Origin of the sequence: Desulfurococcus sp., assembly GCF_038881575.1 — an archaeon.
In the GTDB taxonomy this organism is placed as follows: domain Archaea; phylum Thermoproteota; class Thermoprotei_A; order Sulfolobales; family Desulfurococcaceae; genus Desulfurococcus.
Window position 1 is genome coordinate 121,506 of sequence record NZ_JAVZPN010000003.1, and the last position, 23,370, is coordinate 144,875.

At 43.9% G+C, this 23,370-nt stretch carries 25 protein-coding genes, 3 tRNA genes and 1 pseudogene; 15 read left to right on the forward strand and 14 right to left on the reverse strand.

The features are described from left to right. Positions 1-122 precede the first annotated feature (122 nt). The 5 genes from QXV08_RS04100 to QXV08_RS04120 all read right to left on the reverse strand — a co-directional run bounded on the left by QXV08_RS04100 (position 123) and on the right by QXV08_RS04120 (position 4,348). Positions 123-197, reverse strand: a tRNA-Asp gene (locus QXV08_RS04100). A 53-nt stretch (positions 198-250) separates the two neighbouring features. Next, a complete protein-coding gene (locus tag QXV08_RS04105) occupies positions 251-451 on the reverse strand; it encodes an RNA-protein complex protein Nop10 (RefSeq protein ID WP_014766865.1) in 201 nt (66 codons plus the stop codon). Further along, complete coding sequence (locus QXV08_RS04110) at positions 448-1,242, reverse strand: translation initiation factor IF-2 subunit alpha (RefSeq protein ID WP_342786499.1); 795 nt, start codon at positions 1,240-1,242, stop codon at positions 448-450. The genes QXV08_RS04105 and QXV08_RS04110 overlap by 4 nt, the downstream gene beginning before the upstream one ends. Positions 1,243-1,257: 15 nt before the next feature. Then, the gene (locus tag QXV08_RS04115; protein WP_342786500.1) at positions 1,258-3,264 is read right to left on the reverse strand and encodes a peptide transporter; all 2,007 of its coding nucleotides are present in this window, start codon (positions 3,262-3,264) and stop codon (positions 1,258-1,260) included. 523 nt (positions 3,265-3,787) lie between these two features. After that, positions 3,788-4,348, reverse strand: coding sequence for a rubrerythrin family protein (locus tag QXV08_RS04120; RefSeq protein WP_342786501.1), 561 nt, complete (start codon positions 4,346-4,348; stop codon positions 3,788-3,790). 119 nt (positions 4,349-4,467) lie between these two features. Here QXV08_RS04120 and gapN point away from each other — a divergent pair, with 119 nt between their 5' ends. Continuing rightward, entirely contained in the window at positions 4,468-5,988 is a 1,521-nt protein-coding gene (gapN, locus tag QXV08_RS04125; protein ID WP_342786502.1) for an NADP-dependent glyceraldehyde-3-phosphate dehydrogenase, read from the forward strand. 61 nt (positions 5,989-6,049) lie between these two features. On the opposite strand, the gene QXV08_RS04130 is transcribed toward gapN, so the two are convergent. Beyond that, entirely contained in the window at positions 6,050-7,468 is a 1,419-nt protein-coding gene (locus QXV08_RS04130) for a glycosyltransferase family 87 protein (RefSeq protein ID WP_342786503.1), read from the reverse strand. Between QXV08_RS04130 and QXV08_RS04135 the strand changes: the two genes are divergently transcribed. Together QXV08_RS04135 and QXV08_RS04140 are read left to right on the forward strand one after the other, a co-directional pair. Further along, positions 7,463-8,260 (forward strand): isopentenyl phosphate kinase, encoded by a 798-nt coding sequence (locus tag QXV08_RS04135; protein WP_342786504.1) that lies wholly within the window; start codon positions 7,463-7,465, stop codon positions 8,258-8,260. The genes QXV08_RS04130 and QXV08_RS04135 overlap by 6 nt on opposite strands. Positions 8,261-8,504: 244 nt before the next feature. Then, entirely contained in the window at positions 8,505-8,750 is a 246-nt protein-coding gene (locus tag QXV08_RS04140; RefSeq protein WP_342786505.1) for a hypothetical protein, read from the forward strand. A gap of 5 nt (positions 8,751-8,755) precedes the next feature. Here QXV08_RS04140 and eno read toward each other — a convergent pair whose 3' ends face one another. After that, positions 8,756-10,063 (reverse strand): phosphopyruvate hydratase, encoded by a 1,308-nt coding sequence (gene eno, locus QXV08_RS04145; RefSeq protein WP_342786506.1) that lies wholly within the window; start codon positions 10,061-10,063, stop codon positions 8,756-8,758. Between the two features lie 28 nt (positions 10,064-10,091). On the opposite strand from eno, the gene QXV08_RS04150 reads away from it, so the two are divergent. From QXV08_RS04150 to QXV08_RS04200, 11 genes and pseudogenes are all read left to right on the forward strand, one after another. Continuing rightward, entirely contained in the window at positions 10,092-10,388 is a 297-nt protein-coding gene (locus QXV08_RS04150; protein WP_342786507.1) for a hypothetical protein, read from the forward strand. A 6-nt stretch (positions 10,389-10,394) separates the two neighbouring features. Then, entirely contained in the window at positions 10,395-10,700 is a 306-nt protein-coding gene (locus QXV08_RS04155; protein WP_342786508.1) for a chromatin protein Cren7, read from the forward strand. 5 nt (positions 10,701-10,705) lie between these two features. Next, a complete protein-coding gene (locus QXV08_RS04160; RefSeq protein ID WP_342786509.1) occupies positions 10,706-11,164 on the forward strand; it encodes a signal peptidase I in 459 nt (152 codons plus the stop codon). Between the two features lie 178 nt (positions 11,165-11,342). Then, positions 11,343-11,417, forward strand: a tRNA-Glu gene (locus tag QXV08_RS04165). A 398-nt stretch (positions 11,418-11,815) separates the two neighbouring features. Next, positions 11,816-12,505, forward strand: a complete 690-nt coding sequence (locus QXV08_RS04170) for an FmdE family protein (protein ID WP_342821414.1) — start codon at positions 11,816-11,818, stop codon at positions 12,503-12,505. Beyond that, positions 12,495-13,652, forward strand: coding sequence for an ABC transporter substrate-binding protein (locus QXV08_RS04175; protein ID WP_342821415.1), 1,158 nt, complete (start codon positions 12,495-12,497; stop codon positions 13,650-13,652). Before QXV08_RS04170 ends, QXV08_RS04175 begins: the two co-directional genes overlap by 11 nt. A 6-nt stretch (positions 13,653-13,658) precedes the next feature. Continuing rightward, positions 13,659-14,687, forward strand: a complete 1,029-nt coding sequence (locus QXV08_RS04180) for an iron ABC transporter permease (protein WP_342821416.1) — start codon at positions 13,659-13,661, stop codon at positions 14,685-14,687. A gap of 5 nt (positions 14,688-14,692) precedes the next feature. Beyond that, the gene (locus tag QXV08_RS04185; RefSeq protein WP_342786513.1) at positions 14,693-15,451 is read left to right on the forward strand and encodes an ABC transporter ATP-binding protein; all 759 of its coding nucleotides are present in this window, start codon (positions 14,693-14,695) and stop codon (positions 15,449-15,451) included. Positions 15,452-15,567: 116 nt separating this feature from the next. After that, positions 15,568-15,916 (forward strand): annotated as a pseudogene (locus QXV08_RS04190) (heterodisulfide reductase subunit A-like protein). Positions 15,917-15,928: 12 nt separating this feature from the next. Next, entirely contained in the window at positions 15,929-16,132 is a 204-nt protein-coding gene (locus QXV08_RS04195; protein ID WP_342786514.1) for a ferredoxin family protein, read from the forward strand. A 40-nt stretch (positions 16,133-16,172) separates the two neighbouring features. Beyond that, positions 16,173-16,565 carry a metalloregulator ArsR/SmtB family transcription factor gene (locus QXV08_RS04200; protein WP_342786515.1) on the forward strand — a complete coding sequence of 131 codons (393 nt, stop codon included), beginning with the start codon at positions 16,173-16,175 and terminating at the stop codon, positions 16,563-16,565. 156 nt (positions 16,566-16,721) lie between these two features. Here QXV08_RS04200 and QXV08_RS04205 read toward each other — a convergent pair. The 4 genes from QXV08_RS04205 to QXV08_RS04220 form a co-directional block, all read right to left on the reverse strand. Continuing rightward, a tRNA-Gly gene (locus QXV08_RS04205) sits at positions 16,722-16,797 on the reverse strand. 214 nt (positions 16,798-17,011) lie between these two features. Then, positions 17,012-17,692, reverse strand: a complete 681-nt coding sequence (locus tag QXV08_RS04210) for an ASCH domain-containing protein (RefSeq protein ID WP_342821417.1) — start codon at positions 17,690-17,692, stop codon at positions 17,012-17,014. An 18-nt stretch (positions 17,693-17,710) separates the two neighbouring features. After that, positions 17,711-18,955 carry an ORC1-type DNA replication protein gene (locus tag QXV08_RS04215; RefSeq protein ID WP_342786517.1) on the reverse strand — a complete coding sequence of 415 codons (1,245 nt, stop codon included), beginning with the start codon at positions 18,953-18,955 and terminating at the stop codon, positions 17,711-17,713. 5 nt (positions 18,956-18,960) lie between these two features. Then, positions 18,961-19,467 (reverse strand): RNA-binding protein, encoded by a 507-nt coding sequence (locus QXV08_RS04220; RefSeq protein WP_342788265.1) that lies wholly within the window; start codon positions 19,465-19,467, stop codon positions 18,961-18,963. 376 nt (positions 19,468-19,843) lie between these two features. On the opposite strand from QXV08_RS04220, the gene dph5 reads away from it, so the two are divergent. Beyond that, positions 19,844-20,617, forward strand: coding sequence for a diphthine synthase (gene dph5 / locus QXV08_RS04225; RefSeq protein ID WP_404991012.1), 774 nt, complete (start codon positions 19,844-19,846; stop codon positions 20,615-20,617). A 44-nt stretch (positions 20,618-20,661) separates the two neighbouring features. On the opposite strand, the gene QXV08_RS04230 is transcribed toward dph5, so the two are convergent. Genes QXV08_RS04230 through QXV08_RS04240 form a run of 3 tightly spaced genes read right to left on the reverse strand, consistent with a single transcriptional unit; the run spans position 20,662 to position 23,370 of the window. Then, complete coding sequence (locus QXV08_RS04230) at positions 20,662-21,414, reverse strand: ABC transporter ATP-binding protein (RefSeq protein ID WP_342786520.1); 753 nt, start codon at positions 21,412-21,414, stop codon at positions 20,662-20,664. Then, a complete protein-coding gene (locus QXV08_RS04235) occupies positions 21,404-22,342 on the reverse strand; it encodes an iron ABC transporter permease (protein ID WP_342786521.1) in 939 nt (312 codons plus the stop codon). The genes QXV08_RS04230 and QXV08_RS04235 overlap by 11 nt, the downstream gene beginning before the upstream one ends. Continuing rightward, positions 22,339-23,370, reverse strand: coding sequence for an ABC transporter substrate-binding protein (locus tag QXV08_RS04240; RefSeq protein ID WP_342786522.1), 1,032 nt, complete (start codon positions 23,368-23,370; stop codon positions 22,339-22,341). The genes QXV08_RS04235 and QXV08_RS04240 overlap by 4 nt, the downstream gene beginning before the upstream one ends.

Sequence of the window (23,370 nt, forward strand, 5' to 3'; positions counted from 1 at the left end):
ATCCCTGTTCAACACTATTATGAATATCAATTATTAAACCTAGACCTAATAACCATTATACCTATCATCCATTATGATGAAGGGATTTCCTATTAATGTATGTAGAAGGGATGGGTGTCGAGCGCCGCCGCCGGGATTTGAACCCGGGTCACGGGCTCGACAGGCCCGCATACTAGGCCGGGCTATACTACGGCGGCATCCTTCACTAATTTGATTATGTACAGGGTTTTTAAATTGTTAGTTCCATGGATCAAGGCTTATATGGTGGTTTTTCATCTAGCTTGATGATTCCCTTTGAGAGTTTTTCCTTGAGCCTGTACTCCACGTATTTATCAATAGGGCTGAAGCGTGGTGGATGGGGTACTATTAGCTCTCCCTCGCAGTATGGGCATTTATCCCTGCTTAAAGTATACCTACCACATTTGCTGCATTTTCTAAGTAGCCAGTTCATGCTTTCTCACGTTCTCCCTTGAATATTACACCATATTCTCTACTAGCCTCTTCAGCTTTCTTTAGTATTTTCTCAACTATTGACTCAGCTGTTTTATAGTCATGGGAGTATACTTCGAGGATGTATCTCGGTGCACCGGCTGAGTAGAGTTTAAACTTTACATTTTCAGAGTTAAGGGATTCTGCTATCACGTCAAGTACTTTCCTTACTCTTTCAACGCCGTCTGGATGGCGTGATTGGATTAGTAGTCTTACACGTATTGATACCTCTTTCACCTTTATATGCCTCTTCGCCTCGTTTAATAATGGCTCTATCCATTCACTAGGTATTCCGGCTTTCTCCAGGATGTCTCTACCGCTCAACACTGCTTCTTCGAGGGCGTAAAGTGGGTCTCCATATGAGTCTTCAAGCTTCCATATTACTTCTTTATAGGCGGCATCCTTGGTTTTTCCGAGACTTTCGGCGACAAGCTCGGCTATTTTAGTTGCTTTCACATACCGCTTCCACCACATCATCTTTTTTCTCTTATCGATATCGGATACCTTCTTTAATGAGACATCGACTTCTTTCCTGGCTCTATCAATTCTGATGACTTTCACGACTATCTTCTCTCCCTCCCTGATGACATCCCTTATGTTCTTAACCCATTTGGTTGCTACTTCGCTCCATGGTAGAAAGGCCTTTAAGTCGCCGTATTCGTCGAGGGTGACATAGGCGCCGTAATCGTATATTTCCCTAACCGTGGCTACAACGTACTCCCCGATCTCGGGTAATTCCTTCCTAGCCAGCATTTCTTCTCACCGAGGCTATTGTTGAGTGAACTCGTAAACCGCTACTACATGTATTATCTGGTATTCGCTATATAAACCAGTTACATTCATAACTGGTACGCCAATTACTGCCACTGGTTTGAAGTAATTTAGATTGCTTGACAGTGGTGTGTAACTGTATAGTTCATTATACACGGTGTAACCCAGCCTCTTCAGTGAGTCTATTGCTAGTTGTGCGAGCAATGTATTGAATCCCTTGTTGTTCCATGCGAGGGGTATCTCATAACCTGAGCGTGCATTATATATGTTCACGTAATTCACGTAGCTAGTGTTAGTGATGCTGGCGTATAATATCAGCCTAGCTAGATCACCTGTTGCTACGTAGTATACGTATTCATAATAGTTCTGCGATTGAACCGGTACAGCTAGTCCCAGGTAGGCGTTACTTGTTTTATTACCTCCCATTACTCTGATGCTAGCCAGATATGATACCATTATATAAGTCCTCTCAGCGTTTATTGTTGATGTGACATTACTTATTATCCTGGATGCAGTAGCTTCATCGCTTAACATTATTGATGAAACAATGTATTTACCCCTATCTCCCCCTAATATATGGGCCAACGTGTAAACCCTGAGAGCTGGTGGTGATTCAGCTAGGAAGCCCTGGATCCAGTAGGTATACCCCCAGTATGATATTACCAATATATTGTCTACGCTGGTATTAGATATGGCTTGCCTTAACGCGGTTAACGCATTAAGCCACGCGCTCTCATTTCTTATCGGTGTACCTATGTTGCTGTATCCCTGGAGATCATAGGTGTATATGTATGGTTGGCTCTTATTCTGGGCTACCGCTAGAAGCACGCTGCTGGATACTATGCCCAATACTATGATTAAGGCTGTGACCCTATATAGTATTGTCTCGAAACCTTTGATTCCATGGCTCCACACATAACCCGTAACCATGTATAGGGCTAACCCTGATAACACGGCTGAGAACAGGGCCTCGGCTAGTGCAAGGGTTGGATCGTAGAGGGACGCTATAAGCAGTATTATCGTGGCTGATATAATGGTGATCCTTACTGAGGGAGACCCCTCGAGCACTCTACTCCTAGCGAACACTATTAAACCCAATAACCCCGTGGCGCATAATACCCCGTAGTCTATTAGCGGGTTATAAGGCTTGATAAATACACTGGTATAACCACCGCCTCCAAGCAACTGTATTAATGCGGCTGATAAAGCTATGGATGCTGAGACAACGGTGGCTACCAGCACCAAGCGTGTGCCTGTGGAGGGATCCCTATCCTCAAGTAATTTACTGGTAGCTAATATCAGTAAACCTGTGAGAAGGGGTATTAATGAGTGAGTGTTTCTAAGCCATGGGAGTAGCAGTAGTGGCGTAGTGGATAAAGTGATTGATAACACCGTCTTAACATCAACCCGCTTAAGGGGTGCAACTATGTACTCTGCTGATAAACCTATCAATGCGGCTTCAACAATCAGCCATCCCATCGGGTTAAATAATTGGAGTACAAGCCCGGTTAAACCTGTGAGAATCGCGGTGAGGGCGCTTCTCACTTCCCCTGCCTTATATAAGGTGAGCAGGAATAATGCTATTAGAATACCGGTGAAAACATGTGGGCCGGCATTAGATGGGGTCAGCCAGAACACTGTGACCGAGGCGGTTCCATAGATTAATGCAGCGAGCCCAGCTATCACGGGCTCTTTAAAGAGCCTGTAAACCATGTAGAATAATAGGATTAACGTGAGGGCTGGGATGAAGAGAGCCCCGTAGGGTCCTAGGACCCCGAGTATTCTAGCCGACAACCATGTGTAGGCTATGAAATAACTACATGTATTATCGAGTGGATTAATCCCGGTACATGCATCGCTTAGTACTGGCTTACTTGACAAGTATTCTGTAAGCCAGGATACATTGTCGAATGGTACCTTGGTGTTCATTGTATAGGTTAACACTGTGCTAGCTAGAATGCTTGTAACAAGCAACATGATGCCTGTTATGGTTCTCCTATCCATAAAGTTGCACCCTTAAACTAGCTGTATCCTAGATAACGAGTGAATAGTAAATAAAGTTTTAAATCCACTTTAGCCTCCTGTGAATCAATTGCAATTATCGCTGGTGATTAAAACGGGTGATTTTGTAACAGAGCATTCGTTTTTGGTTTTATATTAGGTTTTATCGGTTGACGCTATTTCCACCTCGTACCTGAAATTTATTAACTAGGAAATGGTAATTAGCATACCGTGGATGCAGGGGCAGAAACGATGTTTATGGTGTTTTAGGGTTGTTTAAGTCTTTTTAGGGCTGGGGGTAAGTGCTTGCTGTGTGCTCAGTTTAAAAACTCTCTGCAAATCATGGATTATTGGCGGGCTCTAGCCTCCGAGAACCGTGGGAGAACCGCGGTGAAGGGGCCAGAGCATCGCCGTGATGAACCCAAGGGCGGCAATAAACAACCACTCCCGGGTGAACGGTAAACGGCAAAGGCGTAGACCGGCTGGATAAAGGGTAAAAGGATCGAGGATAGATTTAAAAAAATGTCTAGAAGCCCCTATACATGCTCCTAGGGGCACCACATACAGGGCATCTCTCCGGGGGCTCCTCACCAATATACGTGTGACCGCAGACCGGGCAGATCCATACTTTACCCTTTATAGGCATATCCTTGCCTTGATCCACGTATTCCTTGGCCTCCCTGTATAGTTTCGCATGTATCTTTTCGGCTTCTAATGCGAATCTAAAGCTTTTCTCAGCCTCGCTAACCCCCTGGTATCTTGCTACCTCGAGATACACTGGGTACATCTCGTTTACCTCGAATTCCTCGCCCCTGATAGCTAGTTCCAGGTTTTTGCTGGTTGAACCAGGACCGATAGGAGTTCCAGCTGCCACGGTTTCATCAGTGTTATACCCCCTTAGTACATTGTAGTGATTTCTAGCGTGAACCTGCTCAGCGAACGCTATTGCTTTAAATAGTCTAGCCACATTGGGGAAGCCCTCTTTCTCTGCTATCTCGGCGAATATCAGGTATCTCATATGGGCCATTGACTCCCCGCCGAAGGCGTTTAATAGGAATTGCCTGGTCATGGTCCTTAGTTCACTCATTTCACTCACTATTCATTATTTACAACTTTAATACTTAAAAATTTTCTTCTTCAAATATGTTTTAAATAATATTTAAAAATTTCATTAGAATATTTAAGAATTTAGAGGGTCAAATTGATATGTTCAAGCTAAGATCAAATCTCTTTGAGAAAATAATCAAGAGAGAAGGTAATGTATTATACTTTAAAACTTATCTGGCCGGGGAATGGATTGAGACAGGGGAATACTTCGACGTCTACACGCCTATAGATAACTCGTTAATAGCCAGGGTAGCTAAAGTTCCTTGGAGCACAATGGATTCGGTACTTGAGCTCATTTATTCCAGGGGGCGATGGAAGGTAAGGGATACGCCCGGATGGAAGAGGCTTAAAATACTTGAGAAACTGGCCGTCCTATTAGAGGAGCATAGAAGCGACATGGTTAACACACTTATCATTAACTCGGGCAAAACAAGGAAACAAGCTGAGGGGGAAGTCAGTGCTTCAATAGAAAGAATCAGGGCGGCATCACTAGATGTTAGAAAAGTATTTGGAGAATACATGCCGGGCGACTGGGATGAAACAACAATTGAGACCGAGGCAGTGGTGCGCCGAGAGCCCTATGGGGTAGTGCTTGCAGTGATACCATTTAACTATCCATTATTCGACACAGTGTCAAAAATCGTTTATAGCTTTGTAAGCGGTAACGCCGTCATCATCAAGCCGCCTTCAGCCGATCCAATACCGGTGCTCCTATTAGGTAGGCTGCTAGAGGAGGCTGGGTTCCCGCGTGAGGGATTAGCTATAGCAACAATACCGGGACGGGAAAGCTCGAGGCTTGTTTCGGATAGAAGGATTTCAGTAATAAGTTTCACAGGTAGTAGTGAAACCGGTAAGAAGATATTGGAGACAGCCGGAATCAAACAATTCATAATGGAACTTGGAGGAGGGGACCCAGTTATAGTGCTACCAGATGCCGATCTCGATGATGCAGCACTCAAAATAGCTACTGGGATATATAGCTATGCAGGTCAGAGATGTGATGCAATAAGATTAATCCTTGCTCATGAGAAGATATATGATGAATTAAGGGATAGAATAGTTAAGGAGCTCTCTAAGATACGTGTCGGCGATCCACGCAGAGAAGACGTTGACATGGGGCCCTTAATAGATGGGGTAACCGTTAAGCTATTAATGGAGGCTGTCGAAGACGCTGTCAAGAAAGGTGGGAGAATACTCTACGGAGGTAGAAGCCTCGGCGGAAACTATGTTGAACCAACACTGATAGAGTTCCCTGATAAAGAGAGGATCAAGGAGGTAAAACTATACCATGAAGAGGTCTTTGCACCAGTAGCGATTATAACTAGTTACAGTGTTCTCGATGAAGCAATAGATCTCGCGAACGGGAGAAGATACGGGCTCGATGCGGCAATATTTGGACACGATATAGAATCCATTAGAAAGCTAATAAGACTCCTCGAGTTCGGAGCAATATATGTAAACGATATGCCACGCCATGGCATAGGGTATTATCCTTACGGTGGTAGAAAGGACTCAGGCATAGGGAGAGAGGGCATAGGGTATTCCATAGAGTATGTTATGGCATATAAAACCATTATATATAATTATAGAGGAAAGGGTGTTTGGAAATATACCCTCTAAACCCGTTTTTCAAGAGCAACCCTGTAACACGTGATCCCAGTAAATATTATGCTTAATATGCTTACACCTGAAAGCCCCGCTCTTTTAGAAGGATCAACATATAGATTAAGTATGCATTATATATGATGGTTATTAATGTAGCTGATATACCCCTCCCGCTATTGAGGATGCTGAATAAAGTATAAAAGACAGGGGAGCTACGTATGTAAATTATGAACTTATATATAATAGAATCTATGCCAACACTTAACGCAACGAGTTGCTCTGCTGAAATCCAGTTTGAATCTTCCACTATCAATATATCATCACCCACAATTGCAGCAGTAAACTCTATGAAGAAGCCGGCTATGAGCCCTATGAGTAGTGGGATAAATATGTAGAGAGATAATAGCTTACTCGGCAACCTCGGGAAACTCCTCGATAAATATATCGTGATAAATAGAGAAGCCCAGAGATAGTAGTTGACGTTCCCGACTTTATTAAGTAAAAGCAGTAGTATTGATGTAAGAGTAAAGTATACTAGCAGCACGTCGGGATCCTGGGGAGCCCCTTTACGATAGAAATCAACGTATACTATTAGTAATGCCAGTGTAAACGGTATTATCCATACCCAAGTAAGCCATGAAGGGAGTGAAGCCAGGTTGAACCAGCTCAGGTAAACCGGGAGGGCCCAGAGGCTATATTGCTGGGGGTAACGGGAGCCATGGAACAATACTACTTTATTGATAAACCCCCAGGGATCATATATGAGGAAAGGCAGGGCGAATAACGAGGTCGTCAAGGCGGCCACCCCTATTGATTTAGCCATATTTCTATAGTCCCTCCGAGCGAGCAGTATTAATGGTATAAATAGAAAGAACACCGCTAGTAGCTGCTTTATAAGCGCTGAAAGCACTATCATTATGGTTGACCTCACATATCTTCCTTCGGTCAAGTATATGAAGCCCATGAGCAGGAATAATACCGCTACCAGGTCGAATTGGAAACTAGCTATTATGGCGTACCCGATGTAGTTCAGGAGCCATAGATTACTAGCTGAACCTCCATATCTCCTCCTCAAGATGAAGTATATACAGTTGAATGCTATGATTAAAGGAAGCTTATCTATTAGCTTGACAGCGAGATCACTGCCTATACTAGAAGCTATGAGGTGAGTTGAAATGAATAGGTATACCGCTAATGGTGGATAAGCGACTTTAGCCCTAAGTGGCCCGCTATATATTTCTAGTAACCTGCCTTCCTTAAAGTAGTCGAACCAGTAGTTTATAAAGTACCTTACATCATAGTAGTTCCAGCCGGATACAGCTAATGCAAACACTATTATGTTAGCTACTATTATTCTCCACTCATGCCTGAGAAAGCTGGTGTTGAAGCCCGCTTTCACATTAGAGGCACCGCTGAATACTATTACTTTAATAACGCTAGGGAAATAATAAAACGTTTTACCCGTGTTTCCAATACTTGAAATGCGAGGGTGCATGGATTGACGTCATTACAGGACACAGTATATGTTAAACTAGGAGGTAGCTTCATAACTATAAAAGACAAGCCTGTCACACTCAGGAGAGAATCCCTTAATGCTGTGGCAGAGATCTTAAGGCAAGTATATGGTAGGGTAAGACTTATACTAGGAAATGGCGGGGGCAGCTTTGCTCACTATGCTGTGAGAAAGTATTGTGGAGACAGTCGAGTCGACTGTGTCGTGAAATGCCATCAGGCAACAAGGTTATTAAATAGGATAATCACAGATCACCTTGTCGAGGCCGGTATACCTGCGTCAAGTATTCAAACAAGTGCGGTGATCACGGTAAGCCAGGGTGGAGAATTCAAGGTTTTCCCAGATCCAGTGTATAATTTTATCTCGGCTGGACTCATACCGCTTCTATACGGGGAATGCATACCATGTAGCAATGGATACCACGTGGTATCCACTGAGAAAGTGTTCGAATTACTTGCAGAAAGCATTAAACCAGCACGCATCGTGCTTTTAACAGATGTTAAAGGGGTATATACTTGCAATCCTTCCAGGTGTAGTGATCCAGTTTTAATTAAATCTATAAATAAGAATAATATCAGCCAGGTCCTTGAACAACTTAGTAGGGAGAAGAATAGTGATGCAACGGGTGGGATATATAGCAAGGTGAAATCAATGTATGAGTTATCTGAGAGACTAGGGGTTAGAGTGATCATAGTGTCCGGCTTCAGCAAGCAGGATGCAGTTAACGCTATTCTACATGGAGAAATCTCCGAGGGTACCATAATAGAGCCATAGCTTCTACATCAGAAGCCTGGTGTATGTCATCGCCAAAGCGGCTACACGCTTTTAACCATCATCATCGAGTAATACTACATGATAAACTCGTTTAAATACCTGGTTTATTAATTGAAGACTTTCACCTTGATATAATGGTTTTCAACGTTATCCTGAGAGGAATCGATAAGGGATCTGGACAGTAATACCATTAGCCCTAGGATTTAAATGTCTTTAATAAGGGCATAATGATAAAGGGGTTTAAATGTGGCTCGATAAAATAAGCAGTGTGTTAAACGGGTTCTTTACGGTCTTAAGCGGTATAAATGGTGTAGGGGTATGGTTGTTTCTAACAGGGTTCACCATACTAATGATTATCGGTTTATCAATAGCTATAACTATACTTATTAGAGCGGTAAAAGAGATACCGAACCTCACAGTGAGCCAGTTTATCAAGCTAACAGTGGTAACAGCCATAGTGTTAATGATTATAGGTATATTTATCCCGTGAAAAAATCATGGCTTTCTCGGGAACACCCTGAATCCAGGATACCGTGGCTTCTCCAATTCCTCGGCTATCTCTAGTAGCCTATTATATTTAGCAGTTCTCTCCCCCCTACCCGGTGCACCAGTCTTAATTAGTCCCGTGGATAATCCAACAGCTATATCAGCTATAGTGGTGTCCTCTGTTTCACCACTCCTATGACTGATTATTGCTTTATACCCGTTTTCATGTGCCATCCTAACTACTTCAATGGTTTCGCTCAGGGTTCCAACCTGGTTGACCTTAACTAATACGGCGTTTCCAGCATTACTCTCGATACCCTTGGAGAGCCTAGCAGGGTTCGTTGTAAATAAGTCATCTCCAACTATCAGGATTTTATCCCCAAGTCTCCTACGTATTTCAGCGAATCCCTCGAAGTCCTCCTCGTATAACGGGTCCTCTATACTTACTATCGGGTAGTCCCCTACTAGTTTCTCGTATAATTCAAGCATTTCATTCCTACCTAGCTCCCTTCCCTCTACGACATATACTCCCTTATCCTCTCTATAGAATTGAGAGCTGGCTGCATCAAGTGCTATCGCTATCTCTCCACCCGGCTCATACCCAGCCTTCTTTACTGCTTCAACTAAGAGATCTAGAGCATCACGTATCTTCTCGAGTGGAGGGGCATACCCGCCTTCATCACCAACGTTAACTGCTGAAGGACCGTACTTATTCTTTAAGACTGTTTTTAATTCATGGTACACCTCGACAGCCGCCCTTATTGCGTCGTGGAAGCTGTTGAAGCCGGCGGGAACAATCATGAATTCCTGGAAATCTAGCTTGTTCCCGGCGTGTACCCCACCATTAATTATATTTAGAAGCGGCACCGGGAGTAATTCCGCTGTCCTACCACCCAGATAGTAGTATAGGGGTACACCCATAGTTGATGCTGCAGCCTTGGCTACAGCGAGGCTAGTCGCCACAATAGCGTTTCCACCAAGCCTAGCCTTATTGGGGGTGCCATCTATCTCAATTAGTTTACCATCTACTTCGTATTGATGCCTCGAGTTCAAGCCTATTATAGTAGGGGCAATTACTTTGTTAACATTTTCCACAGCTTTCAAGACACCCTTACCCTTGAACTCCTTTCCACCATCCCTTAATTCCACGGCTTCATGCTTGCCGGTGGATGCACCACTAGGGGCATTAGCTACCCCTATTCCAAGACCTTCTGTCACTACTCTAACCTGGACCGTTGGATTACCCCTGCTATCCAGTATCATCCTGGCTTTCACATCTTTTATTACATATGCATCATCATATATTTCTAGGTACATTCCAGACGCACCCAAGGTGATAATTAACATGGAGGAGTTATTATGGTTATTGCTTCTAGTAAATATTATTGCATCATATATACTATGGTGCATATACACCCTTAGATTCTACGTGAAGATAAAAAACATATACTTATACCTGGCGTTCCCACTAGCGGTACTATCTATAGCACTAGTTTTAAAGACCAATAACTATTATATCCTACTGCCCGCGTTACTCACGACGTTGATATCGTACATTATATTGGCGAGGAATAAGGGTAGAAAAATTATTTTAGTGCCTTTACCACTAATTATAGCGATACTGTTAACGATGGAAGGGTAGTGTACCATGAGTAAGCAGCCACAATTGAAATGCCCTAAATGCGGTAGCAGCGAAGTGGATGTTGAGAAAACATGGCAACTTGTATCCCCTCTTCCGGATGCTCAGGGCAGGATCACTATAACAATTATGGGTGTAGTTAAGTGTAGAAGATGTGGGTATAAATGGAGAGGGACCGTCAGCAAGTTAAAGGTTGGTGGTAGAACAGTCGAGATAGAGGGGGAGAAGGCGGGTAAAGTAATTGAGAGTGAAGAGGAGCCAAGACCGCCTAAGGAGATCGTACTGGATATCGATGACATCATGAATGAGGAGTAGCGGTAATGAATTTAAGCTATAGCAGGATACTATATTATATGATAGTAATAGTATTCGCAGCAATACTCTTAACCCTGATCGCCTTGGTTGTTCTACCGATAATCCTAAACGGCTTTTCTCCCTTGGCCGTAGTAAAAGGGTACAGCATGCTCCCGACACTAAGGGAGGGAGACATAGTTATTGTGCAGAGAGCGACCCCGGATGCCATAAGACCCGGTGACGTGGTAATATATAGTACTGGGGGAAAGCTCATAATACACAGGGTAATAAAAGTAGTGATCAGAGATGGAGAATACTATTATGTTACCAAGGGAGATAATAATTCACTACCAGACTTCATGTATTTCGAAGACAACATAGGAATACCATATAATAGGGTACTTGGAAAAGTAGTAAACATTAACGGCTATATAGTTAAAATACCTTATCTAGGATACCTCGCATTATTTCTTAGAGGGGGCTAAACCCGGCGAGAACCAGGAATGTAGCCGCAACCTCCCTGCTCTAAAGGGAACACCGGTCCCTCAGGGCTGGGAGGAGGTCAGAGGGAAAGTGCTTTCATATCGTCTTGACCCGTTCTAGAATAAACCCGGAATTCTAAAGCTTTTAAAAGGAATGATGTTATGATATTAATGAACACGTGCCGCCGTAGTATAGCCCGGTCAAGTATGCGGGCCTTTCGAGCCCGTGACCCGGGTTCAAATCCCGGCGGCGGCACTCCTCTCATCTCTTAGATCGCTTAGTGTTCTCCACTACCGCGACTTTTTGAATACTTCTAGTCACAGCAGACGGTTAATTACATCTGCCCCGGGTTCCCTCACCACGGTGGAGCTATCGTTTGGCATTAGTAATGAGTAAGGCTAAATAAATTCTCTATTGCATGGCTTTTTAGGTTGGCTCGTCATAGGGTTTTTGAGAAATCTAAAGAGTTTAGAAGCAGTCAGAGTGGTCAGAGCTCCCTTCATCCCGGCTAAGGCTTTATTCTCAATAATAGAAAACTTATAAGCTGCCATCATCTCCACTCTGATGAGCGAGGCGTTTAGTTGTGAAAATTTAAAAGGATTAGTTTTCATCCTAGTATGAAGGTGCACAATTAACTTAGATAGGTGCACCTTATGGTGAGCAAAGAGCTCATAGAGAAAGCAAAAGAGTTTCATGGACACATATGTCCATTCGTAGTTCTAGGTCTTAGAGCTTCTGAGATAGCTATGAGCAGGCTTGGTGTAAATAAAGCCGGTGTAATGGAGACCATCAGAGAGGATATTGTAGCCATCGTTGAAGTCAATAACTGCTTCGCCGATGGTGTTCAAATAGCTACCGGTTGTACTCTCGGCAATAACTCACCAATATATATCGATGCCGGGAAGAATGCCCTCACGTTGTTTAGGAGGGGGAGTAAGAAAGGTGTCAGGGTCTACGTGGACTCTCAGAAACTAAGAGAAAAATACTTCCCTAGAGAAGCATTAGATCTCTTCAAGAAGGTCGTGGCTGAGAGAAGGGGTAGTAGAGAAGAAACCGAGAAACTTCACAAGCTTTGGAGTGAAATAGGGTATAAGATGGCCGATATCCCAGAGGAAGAATTCATCATACAAGAGATTGAAATCGTAGAAGAGGTAGAGAGGGCTCCGATATACGAGAGTATTAGGTGCTCTAAATGCGGAGAGCTCGTAATGGCGCCCAAGGCTGTCTATGTTGATGGAAAACCTCTGTGTATCCAGTGCGCGGGTGAAGAGACCTTAGCTGTAATAGGAAGAGGCATATCGCGCACGAGGATCCCCTACAGGGTGGTCTCCAATGCTCACTAAAAAAGTTGTCACGACAACCCTGGTTGCGATCATGGTTATTGCTGTGGTGGCCACTAGTCTCTATTACTCTTTTTTCTACGATAAAAACCTGCATGTAGGGAAGGTTGAGGAGACCCCGTCATATATTATCGTCACGGATGTCACCAATAGAACAGTTGAAATCCCAGCAAACCTAAGCAGAGTAGTCGCTATAGGCCCAGGAGCTCTGAGACTAGTTGTATACCTGAATGCTACCGATCTCCTTGTTGGCGTAGAGGAAGTTGAGGTAACCCGAGATCCCACTGGGAGAGATTACGGAATGGCCCAATATAACATCCTCAAGAACCTGCCCATAGTAGGACCCGGGGGTCCAAACAATCCCCCAGACCTGGAGAAACTTAGAGCTGTAAAACCACAGTTGATAATAATGTCGGGGACATATGCGCAACTCTACCCACCAGATAGATTAGCCGAGGAGGTTAATGCCAGCGTCCTAGTGATCGATTACGGGACCGCGGGCTACTTAGATGTAGAAGCTCTTAAAAACGCCTTGCTGATCCTTGGAAAAGCCCTTGGGAGAGAGGGGAGAGCCAAGAGCCTAATAAACTATATTGATCAAATAGTGAGTGACTTAAACAATAGGACTAGAGGTATTGATCCAAGGCCAAAGGTGTATGTAGGTGCTATATCGTACAAGGGTGGGCAACCATTTACATCAACACAAGCCAGATTCGCCCCTCTACAACTCCTGAATACACCCTCTATTATTGACTCAGTCGCCGGTAAAGCCGGCTACATGTCAATAGACTTCGAGTATCTAGTACAGCAGCAACCAGACTTCGTGTTCATAGATGAGAATAATTTGAATATTGTTCTAAGCGATTACAGTAAGGATCCGTCTCGATACTGTAGCCTAAATGCGTTCAGGGCGGGAAGGGTTTACGGTGTCTTACCATTTAACTACTATCACACAAATATCGCGACAGCACTTGCGAACGCGTACTTCATTGGGAAAGTGCTCTACCCGGATAGATTTGTTGACGTAGACCCAGTTGTGAAGGCTGATGAGATTTTCACAATGTTCGTTGGTAAACCAATATACCAGGGGTTTATCAATGGTGGGTACAAAGGATTCGTGAACCTCAGCGAATTATTCCCGTGTGGCTGAATACATATGGCGGTGGAAAAGCTTTTTAAAGCGAGAAAAATCTCCCTGCTGGCATCGGCAACTATACTAGTATTCATATTACCTTTTTCTCTCTCCGTGGGTTCATACAATGTTACTTACCTGGATATATTAAAGCTCCTCATCGGATACAGTAATCTACCACCCGATGCAACGAGTATTCTACTGACTAGATTGAGAAGGGCTCTAGCCAGTATCCTAATAGGGTTCATCCTCGGGGCCTCTGGTACCGCGATGCAGTCTGTGCTAAGAAACCCTATGGCGTCTCCTTTCACGCTCGGTATATCTAGTGCTTCAGCGCTTGGGGTAGCAGTCGTCTTACTACTAGGTCTAGGAGGCTCTGTGAGAGGGGTCATTCTCGCGTATTCAAACCCATATATCATACCTATCTTCGCACTCGCCTTCGCGTTAATTCAAACAGTCATTGTTTTACTACTAGCTTACAGGGCTGGGTTGAGCGAGAAAGCCTTGATTTTAGCAGCTATCGCAATGAATTTCTTTTACCAGGCACTGCTAAGTCTTATCCAGTACCTCAAGTTGAACGAACTCCAAGTCGCTCTCATCGTCTTCTGGAGCTTCGGTGATGTTGGTAGAGTAGGATGGGTGGAGCTGAAGATAATAGCCGTTGCTGCCTCCGCGCTCTCAATATACTTCATTGCCAGAGCACTAGACTTCGATCTCATGGGTCTTGGAGACGATGTTGCCTATGCCAGCGGTGTAAACGCTAAGAGAGTTAGATTAGAGGCCTCGATAGTAGCGGCGATAGGGGCCTCAATTGTAACCGCGTTCTCTGGCGTAATAGCCTTTCTCTGCCTGGTTTCACCACATATAGCGAGACTCGTTGTCGGAAACAACCACAGGTACCTGATTCCAGAATCTATGATTGTAGCGGCAATCCTCCTTATAGCCGCTGACAGTATTGGCAGATTTATACTCTCCCCGATAACGCTCCCCGTTGGTATAACACTGTCCCTGATCGGGTCGCCACTACTCGTATGTCTTCTTCTGAAGAGGTGATAAATATGGTTGTTATAAGAGTGGCTGACGTAGATGTAAGATATGATGGCACCAGGGCTCTGGAAGATGTCTCCATCGATATATATGAAGGGGAGGTTGTAGCCGTCGTAGGACCAAATGGTTCGGGGAAAACAACCCTTCTGAAAACAGTAGACGGCATCCTAAGACCCACGAAGGGATCTGTCTACATAGATATGAAAAACATTCTCATGATCCCTAGGAGAGAACTTGCGAAAAAGATCTCCCTAGTAACACAGTTCACGTATGTAACACCCGGCGTCAAAGTCGTAGACTTCGTTTTAACCGGGAGGAGGCCACACATAGACTTTGCACCAACTAGGAGAGATCTCGAGATCTCGATGAACGTGCTTAGGGCCGTGAGAGCCGACAGCTTAGCAGAGAGGGATTTAACAGAGCTGAGTAGTGGAGAGTTCCAAAGAGTCTTGATCGCGAGAGCATTGGCGGCAGAACCAAAGGTGTTGCTACTAGATGAGCCTACGTCGAATCTAGATCTATTGTTTCAGATAGAGATCCTGAATCTCATAAAGAGCCTCAGCGTAGACAAGAGGCTCACAGTAATGATGTCTCTTCACGACCTTACACAAGCATATAGATTCTCGGACAAAGTCGTTGTTTTAAAAAATGGGAGAGTCTACGCCGTAGGAGAACCAGATAAGGTTCTAAGCGAAGAGATCATCGAGAAGGTATACGGGGTTAAAGTAAGAGTCGACAAGGATTTAAAGGCAGTCATACCGCTTGTCTAACCTTCTTCCCCTAACCTCCTCCCAGTCCTAAAATGACGAGGCTTTCAGTTGTAACTTTGTGCACCAAAAAGCTTTTATTTGTGTGTGAATGTTTATTCACGTGAAAGGTGGTTCACATGAAGGGGCTGGTAGTGTGTATGTCAGGGTACATGTCCCTCGTTCTCCAAGATCAATATCTTCGAGCTATTAAACAAGTTTAGGCGTGAGAAAAAAGTGGATTTTGTGGCAATACATCCGCAACTCTGCGCTAGTGATGGAGATAACTTCTGGAAAGTACTGCTATCTAATGGCGACAAGATCTCAAAGCTTGTCGTGGCTGGTTGCGCACCTGAAATGCAGTTAAAGATGTTCAGGTGGGTATTCAAGGAGACGGGGTTCGACGAGTCCAAGTTCAAACCTGTTGAAATAAGGAATATGACTACCGAGGAAGCTGCCCAGGCGATAGAAAAAGCACTTCAAGACTAGGTGGTGCTGGAAGTGGCTAAGAACTGGTACCCGATAATAGACTACGAGAAGTGCACCGGTTGCCTAACCTGCTACAACTTCTGCCCCCACGAAGTATACAGCGTAAGCGAAGATGAAAAGCCCAAGGTGGTTAACCCGGATAACTGCGTCGAGTTTTGCAGGGGGTGCCAAAGAATCTGCCCAGCTGGAGCAATAAGATACTATGGAGAGCAGTGATTATTTTAGCTGTTAACATATTTTCTTTTTGGTGCAATCTATGGTGGACGAGTTTTCCTTGAAAGAGGCAGTACAGAGGGTTAGGGAGCTGAATCTCTGTACCAGGCCCCCTCCTATCCAAGAAGCCGATAAAGTATTGCGTCTACCTGGTAAAGACCTCGAGAACCTTCTCAACACTTTAAGAGCTGCCCTGGAGCCCACGCGATTCAAGATCCTATACCTCCTTTATCAATCCCCGCTTCCAGTCTGCGTAATAGCATACATACTTAAACAAGACCGAACACTTATCTCACATGATTTAGCCATACTCAAAAAACTCGGCCTAGTGAAGGTCGAGCAGGTAAAGCGCTTCAACATATACAGTCTCACAGAATACGGCACAGCAATAGTAAACAGGATCCTAGCCTTTCAACAAGCAAATGCGAAAATCTAGTGGGGATCAATGCGGTCAATTATATCACTTTTAACCAGTTAGTTTAACCAGATGTTTCAACCGGCCAGTCAATGATTCCATAAAGACTGTAGTGGATGACGGATTCGGGTCTGAACAACACTTATGAATTCTTTTAAATGAGAAGCCAATTATTAGTGCGGCGGCCGGGATTTGAACCCGGGATTTCCGGCGTGGCAGGCCGGCGTCCTAGTCCAGGCTAGACGACCGCCGCATCCAATAATCTCTTAGAGTTATGAATGGGTTTTAAATATTTCCCAGCCATTATCCCCGGTTCTTAATCCCTATTTACCAGGTACCGGGATGAGATAGATAATTGTAGATAGAGTTCCAGGATATTGTAGTTTAGCGAGGGATCTCTGTTCCTTAAGAGTGGATGAGGGGGCTGGAGCTATAGGTCATAGTAGGTTAAGTCTTAATAACTATTTCTATTCCTTAACGGCATTACCTATAATACCTTTTTCTATAAGGATCCTTAAGCAGTTTCTCAGCGTTCTTCTGATGATCCATCTCTTATTTAGTGATCCATAGAGTTTCAGCGATGCCTCCCTTATGCTACCGTGCTTTATAACCGCGTCTATGATCCTGAGCTCGTCTTTGCTTAATTCTTTTTCAAGGTATCTGTATGCAAGGCTAGCTATATCGGCCGGGCTGAGCCCCATGTATATATCCTGCATGCTGAGGTCTAATAGGCTCTTAATCACCTCGAACTCTATTATTGTTACAACATCGCTTGGAGCTATTTTACGGTTGTATACTTTCTCGAGATCCTTGAGGAGCTCCTCTACGGAGCTATATCCATCTCTATGAGCATCTTCCTCTGTAAGCTGGCATACTCTCTTATAGACGACACTGGTTATCATGGCCTTGGCTACTGGTCTACCACCACCGTGTATGAAGACTTCTTTATACCTCGGGATAACACAACCAAGTCTGATTGTGGACCTCTTCTTACCAGTGAGGATATATTCGGTAAACCTGCCTTTAATCATTATATGGCGCCTGAGATATATCCTATTACTACATATAACTGGTTTCTCCGCACAGGTCATTTGCATCACTAATATAGATATTATTGGTTTACTGCTCCCTAAAAGAACTCTATTCATTAGTTATTGGTAAGCCGCTTAGTACTCTATCTCCCTTTTCTTCGTTATCAGTGTAGTGATGTATTTCTCTAGTTCTTCTAGTGGTCCATAAGGTATGGATATGAGGGTTGTTCGACCACGGTTACCCATGTTCTTGGTGACGGTATTGATGACGCCGGTCTTACTTAGGTTTCTGGTGTACTCGTATAGCTGTGTATGGGAGCGTGGTATTTCCCCGTGTATATTGCAGAGTAGTCTGTATTCGTCTTCGACCTCCCCCATTTCTACTTCTTTATCGTTTTTCCTGCGTAGGAGGCGTATTATGCTTAGTAGTAATAATAGCTCGTGAAGGGGGCTATATCTTAATACATCGTTAATCCTCTCTATTTCCTTGCTTCTATCATGGATCGTTATAGCTTTCCTGACGTGCTCTACGCTGATTCTTCCAGCTCCTTCTTTCTCAGCTATATCTCCGGCTGTAAGTAGTATTGTCAAGGCGTGGCGAGCATTACCCTCGCCGTTCCTGTCCACCCCTTCATATTCAGCGATAAGCTCCAATAATTTCTCATCATATGCATCCTCATGGAAGGCCAGGCTAGCCCTATACCTTAATATATCAAGTAACTGGTTGGAGGTGTATGGTTGTAGTTTTATAATATATCTATTCAGATACGACTCGGTGATAGGGTCGAAGAACCCTGTTATATTTATATCGGTTGACACGAAGACCATGTTCAACCGCTTCGACTCATGGAAGGCTTCATATGCCCTTGTAATAAAGTATACCGCTTCCTTACCAGCCATGTTCACGAAGTAGTGAAAATCGTCGAATACTATTAAAGTATACCGGTTGCCCTCATCTAGGAACGAGACAACAGCATCCATTATCTCCTTTGATGATAATCCTCTATGTGGTACTGAGAGGCCTAGTTGCAGGGCTATGTCTCTCACTATACTGAATAAGCTCCTATTCCTATAGCAGTTGACATGAATATAGTCGAAGGATAAGCCCCTCTCCCTTGCTATACTCGTTAAATTTGTGGCAAAGGTCCTCATTAACGTTGTCTTACCGGTTCCGACTCTACCTACTATGAGTACTCTCTGAGACATGGAACCCGGGTTCACTATTAAATGCCTGAAGTAGGAGGCTAATAATTTGAGCTCGTTATCGCGGTGTGGCAGTGCTTCAGGTATGTATTCTGGCATAAGGCTTTCACGATTCTTGAAGATGGATTGCTTGTTTAACTCGTCCTCTATTATTTTTCTTGCATCCCACTTCACCACCTATCTCATCCCCCATGTACTGCAATACGTGTTCTGCAGTGCCCTAGGCCTATGTAGACTCTATCCTTGATCCCCTCGATAAATAGGCATTCATCCGCCGAGGGTGTATGCACCACACCCCTAGACCTCAGATTCTTTAATACAAGTGCGAAGACACGCGTACTCAGCTCCCTAACCCCTCGCATCCTAACCCTGATCTTCACCTCCCTAGGCATCTTCAAGCCGTCAATGCATTCAAGTCGTTCCTCCAATACCTCTTGAAGCCCCATGATACAGTGAACCGGTATTATGGTTTCAACGAACCCGTACTCCCTACTTATAGCCCTCCTATATATACTATCGACATCTCTACATCCATAGACCTGGAGGAGCCCTGGAAAACCCGCTTTCTCAACAACCACACTATTATCGAGACCGAAGACCGCGTCTCCTATTTCACGAGCACACCATTCATCGTTCCCGGTTCTACATGTTACCAGCAGGACTATTCTACAAGACATAGTTATCCTCATAAAGATAAACTGGGAACAGGGTTTTATTGCTTTAAAGACCGTTTGTCCCTAGAAGGTCGTTTCCTGTGTTTTAGGGTTGTTTAGGGTCACCTCTAGGGGTCTTCCGCCTTGCCCAGAGGTCGCATTGAGCGATCTCTCCTCACAACTACTTATAACTGAAGCCCCGCCCTGAAGGGCGGGGAAGAGGTCAGAGAATTCACTGTATCTCTCTCAACATTAGATTATGTGGCAGAAAGCCCATAAGGTATTTTGAAAATCACAAAACCTACATGAAACAAAACAACAATAGAAGGCATTTATTTAGAGGCTTCCATTATAGTTTTATAACTGAAGCCCCGCCCTGAAGGGCGGGGAAGAGGTCAGAGTGTAGAACCAGGTGTCCCTCTTGCTCATCTTCATTGGTGCTGGTTATTCACGTAGACATTTAACTCAGGAAGCATTTGAGTCTTTGAAGAGTGCTGAAAAGATATATGTTGATACCTATACATCAATGTATGAGGATGGCTTCAACTGGCTTAGAGAGGTTAATCCGTCGGCTGAGATAGTGTTTGCTAGAAGAAGGGATTTAGAGGGAGAGGGTATAAATAGAATAGTAGAGGAGGCTAAGGAGAGAAATATTGCGATACTCTGTGCCGGGGACCCATTTACAGCCACAACACATGACGCTATTAGGGTTGAGGCATTGAAGAGCAATGTAAGCGTAAAGGTTGTAACTGGTATATCAGTGGTGAACCTAGTCCACAGCAGGATTGGTCTCCAAGCATATAGATTCGGTAAAATAGTCACCCTAGTATATCCCGACAGCTTTAAACCATACAGTGTTGTCGAGACCGTGTATGATAATCTAGGTAGAAACCTCCATACACTCATACTGCTTGATCTCAGGTTAGAGGAGGGATTAGCGATGAGTATTCCAGAGGCTGTGGATATACTTATGGAGCTTGATGAGAAACAACAATTAATGAATCAAATAAGCATTGGCGTGGCTAGGCTTGGGTGGAGTAGTGAGGTAATCAGGGCTGGGAGGCTTATTGAGTTGAAAAGATATAGTTATCCTCCTCCACCTCATTCGCTAATCATTGCTGCCAGGCTTCACCCAATAGAGTTAGAGAGCCTCAGGTATATAGCTGGCCTCACGATAACGGGTTAACTTCGCATGGTGAAGAGAAGAGATGGTGTTTAAGGTGATGCTGGCTAGTAGTATGGTATAATGATTTTCCTGCCTCCAGGTATTTCAGTGACCACGAACTCTACACCGTAGACTTCTCTTAGGGTATCCAGGTTTCCCATTAATTCATTCAGCCATCCATGGAACACTATGGAGCCGCTTCTTAGGACTACTATATAGTCGCAGGTGTACGATGCAAATATTGGGTCGTGTGTAGCGATAATTATTGTTGAGGACTTAGACCTCTTTCTAAGTATTTTGGAGAGGACTGGTTTGAATCCTGTGTCGATATGGGCGTCTGGTTCATCAAGTAGTATGTACTGTGGTTTCTTTATCAGTACTGAAGCTATCACTATTTTCTGTAGCTCGCCGCTGCTTAATTCATTGATATATCTATCCAGTAAACCCGTGATGCCTAGCTCTATTGATGTATTATATATTGCCTCCTCGACATCTATGTTTTTAAGCGGGTAAAGCGCCATTTCAAGCACCTCCCTAACCCGTAACTGTAGGGACGTAGATATGGTTTGCTGTGACCCATACGAGAGGATCCTTGATAAAACTGTCAACGGCGTCTTTGAGACCTCTCTTCCATCAATTAGTATCGAGCCCTTGTAGCCTACCAGCCTGGCTAGTGCACGTAAGAGGGTAGTTTTACCTGATGCATTAGGACCCATTAAGCATGTGATTTTCTTCTCCATTATTTCGAGAGATGTATTGTTTAATCCCTTTAATCCACCTGTATATTCGACTACCACGTTACTGGCCTTAATCACCATATATCCTCCGCCTCGAGAGCAGTAAATATATGAAGAATGGTGACCCCATAAGTGAGGCGATGGCTCCAGCCGGTATCTCACTCCACATTACAGCGAAGAGCCTCCTGCTTGCAAAGTCGGTTACATAAAGTATTATAGATGATGTGAAGGCCGCTAAAGGCGCGACAACCCTGTTATCACTCCTACCAGATAGGTACCTCGCTATATGTGGTGATGCCAATCCAATGAAACCTATTAAACCATAGAGCGAGGTGACGATACTGCTGGTTAGGCCGGCGACAATTATCGAGATCAAGCGTATAACTCGGGGGTTAAACCCGGTTATTACTGAGAATTCATCGCTTACCTCCAGCGTGTTAAGGGGTTTTGCAAGAACGAGCATTATGGATGCTGAGATGACTAGAGGAATAGATAATATATATAACTTATCATTGGTGGCAACTATGAAGCTTCCAACGAGAAGAAGCTGTGCATACGGGTAAACACGGATCGTTAGATAAGATAAGAGAGCAGAGAGGCCTGAGAAAAAAGAGTTAACGCCAATGCCGGCTAACACGTATGAAGTAGCTGTGCCAGATAACTTCTCCGCCAGTATGATTGTGAGGAATAAGGCTAGAAGTCCGCCAAGCATCGAGGACAATGGGGTGGCGAGAGTGAAGCCTCCGGCTATTAAAATACTTAGATAAGTAAATACGAGTGAACCGCTTCCTATTCCGAGTATGTAGTGGTCTACTAGTGGATTACGCAGTGAGGACTGAAGGTATACTCCGGTTAAACCTATAATTATACCAGTTGAAATCACTGAGAGAATCCTGCTTAATCTATAGTTGAATAATAATGGGCTGTGTTGAACATCATTGAGATCGTATATTAGCATTATGGAAAAAACGAGTATTAGGCCTAGAAGCCAGAGATCCCTTTGCTTCATTTCTTCCAATACCTCTTTGCAAGCACTATAGTAATCAACGCTACTAAAGCGACGAGTATAATGATCACCATGACTGAGTATGCTGATGACTCCTCACTACCGGTTACACGAGTAATATTTGACCGTGTTAAAACATTATAGATTACCTGGGGCGCATATATTATAAGGGGTCCCGGCCTCGAGATTATATCTGTTTCTGTCTGGTTTAATACAATAATGGGTTTACCCAGATTAGTTAGCCCGCTCTCTTTTAACGTATTAGAGCCGGAGCCGGTGTATGTAACCACTATGATGTCTGGAGCCAACTCGATTACTTTCTCGAGGCTTATGGATGACCATGAATATATATTACTACAGGCATTCGATAAACCCAGCCTTTCAAGTATGTCATCTATGTATGTTCCTTTACCAGCAACCCATATGCCACTTGTTAAATCCACCACGATTAATACCTTGACACCCTTGTATTTACTGGTTATTAGATCCCTGTATTTACCTAGCTCGCTCTCTAGTTTAATAGTGAAGTCGTCGGCCAGGCTAGTCTTATTTAAGAGCATGGCAATAGTGTAGAAGTCGCTTAAAACATCCTGTATACTTTTAGATGAACCACCAGCTAGGTATACTACAGTAATATTGTAGTTCTTGAAGAAATCTAATAATGGAACATGGGCTCCTTTATCGGCTAAAACTATATCCGGGTTGACTCTGAGTATTTCTTCGGCTTTAACAGTTGACCACCAGTACCCGCCGACGTCAATTACATCGCGTGACTTGAGAATGCTTGAGATATTAAACCATGTATCGCTTAACGATATCGAATCAGCCCCCACTACTCTATCTAGTTCATCTAGGTAAGCAAGGATCTCCGTGATGGATGGGCTGAGGGAAACTATTTTAGATGGTGCTTCATTAAGACTTATGGTTCTCCCAGTAGCATCTTGTACTATTACTCCGGCTTTTACAGGGATATTTGCAACTATAAGTAGGGCAAGTATTATTATATATCCATATTTAATCTGCTTGGACAT

Bases quoted from the DNA above. Each gene is read 5' to 3' on its own strand.
- QXV08_RS04235 (WP_342786521.1), bottom strand. From the start codon at position 22,342: ATGAAGCAAAGGGATCTCTGGCTTCTAGGCCTAATACTCGTTTTTTCC.
- QXV08_RS04120 (WP_342786501.1), bottom strand. From the start codon at position 4,348: ATGAGTGAACTAAGGACCATGACCAGGCAATTCCTATTAAACGCCTTC.
- QXV08_RS04150 (WP_342786507.1), top strand. From the start codon at position 10,092: ATGGAGGAGTTATTATGGTTATTGCTTCTAGTAAATATTATTGCATCA.
- QXV08_RS04240 (WP_342786522.1), bottom strand. From the start codon at position 23,370: ATGTCCAAGCAGATTAAATATGGATATATAATAATACTTGCCCTACTT.
- QXV08_RS04110 (WP_342786499.1), bottom strand. From the start codon at position 1,242: ATGCTGGCTAGGAAGGAATTACCCGAGATCGGGGAGTACGTTGTAGCC.
- QXV08_RS04160 (WP_342786509.1), top strand. From the start codon at position 10,706: ATGAATTTAAGCTATAGCAGGATACTATATTATATGATAGTAATAGTA.
- QXV08_RS04175 (WP_342821415.1), top strand. From the start codon at position 12,495: ATGCTCACTAAAAAAGTTGTCACGACAACCCTGGTTGCGATCATGGTT.
- QXV08_RS04200 (WP_342786515.1), top strand. From the start codon at position 16,173: ATGGTGGACGAGTTTTCCTTGAAAGAGGCAGTACAGAGGGTTAGGGAG.
- QXV08_RS04210 (WP_342821417.1), bottom strand. From the start codon at position 17,692: ATGAATAGAGTTCTTTTAGGGAGCAGTAAACCAATAATATCTATATTA.
- QXV08_RS04115 (WP_342786500.1), bottom strand. From the start codon at position 3,264: ATGGATAGGAGAACCATAACAGGCATCATGTTGCTTGTTACAAGCATT.
- QXV08_RS04230 (WP_342786520.1), bottom strand. From the start codon at position 21,414: ATGGTGATTAAGGCCAGTAACGTGGTAGTCGAATATACAGGTGGATTA.
- QXV08_RS04105 (WP_014766865.1), bottom strand. From the start codon at position 451: ATGAACTGGCTACTTAGAAAATGCAGCAAATGTGGTAGGTATACTTTA.
- QXV08_RS04220 (WP_342788265.1), bottom strand. From the start codon at position 19,467: ATGAGGATAACTATGTCTTGTAGAATAGTCCTGCTGGTAACATGTAGA.
- QXV08_RS04180 (WP_342821416.1), top strand. From the start codon at position 13,659: ATGGCGGTGGAAAAGCTTTTTAAAGCGAGAAAAATCTCCCTGCTGGCA.
- QXV08_RS04170 (WP_342821414.1), top strand. From the start codon at position 11,816: ATGGTGAGCAAAGAGCTCATAGAGAAAGCAAAAGAGTTTCATGGACAC.
- QXV08_RS04140 (WP_342786505.1), top strand. From the start codon at position 8,505: ATGTGGCTCGATAAAATAAGCAGTGTGTTAAACGGGTTCTTTACGGTC.
- QXV08_RS04185 (WP_342786513.1), top strand. From the start codon at position 14,693: ATGGTTGTTATAAGAGTGGCTGACGTAGATGTAAGATATGATGGCACC.
- gapN (WP_342786502.1), top strand. From the start codon at position 4,468: ATGTTCAAGCTAAGATCAAATCTCTTTGAGAAAATAATCAAGAGAGAA.
- eno (WP_342786506.1), bottom strand. From the start codon at position 10,063: ATGTACCTAGAAATATATGATGATGCATATGTAATAAAAGATGTGAAA.
- QXV08_RS04155 (WP_342786508.1), top strand. From the start codon at position 10,395: ATGAGTAAGCAGCCACAATTGAAATGCCCTAAATGCGGTAGCAGCGAA.
- QXV08_RS04130 (WP_342786503.1), bottom strand. From the start codon at position 7,468: ATGCACCCTCGCATTTCAAGTATTGGAAACACGGGTAAAACGTTTTAT.